This is a genomic window from Salinarimonas soli (genome assembly GCF_008386575.1).
In the GTDB taxonomy this organism is placed as follows: domain Bacteria; phylum Pseudomonadota; class Alphaproteobacteria; order Rhizobiales; family Beijerinckiaceae; genus Salinarimonas_A; species Salinarimonas_A soli.
On sequence record NZ_VUOA01000124.1, the window covers coordinates 1 to 305 of the forward strand.

Below are 305 nucleotides of genomic sequence, written 5' to 3' on the forward strand. Positions count from 1 at the left end.
GGCGCTCTGCGGGGGCTCATAGGCCCCGCCTGAAGCGTACGAAGCGGCGCCATCAGCGGAAAAGGAGCGCACCATGAGCGAGAGCGAGCGGATCGGGTTCATCGGCCTCGGCCTGATGGGCCTTGGCATGGCCAAGAACATCCTGGAGAAGGGCTATCCCCTCACCGTGATGGGCAACCGCATCCGCGCGCCCGTGGAGGACATGGTGGGGCGCGGCGCGACTGAAGCCCGCAGCGCCCGCGGGGTGGCCGGGAACGCCACCTTCGTGTGCCTGTGCGTCACCGCCTCGCCGCAGGAGGAATCCC

1 protein-coding gene is annotated in these 305 nt (G+C 69.5%); it reads left to right on the forward strand.

The features are described from left to right. Nucleotides 1–73: 73 nt before the first annotated feature. The coding region (locus F0L46_RS25465; RefSeq protein WP_188312155.1) for an NAD(P)-binding domain-containing protein at nucleotides 74–305 on the forward strand (232 nt) is incomplete at its 3' end.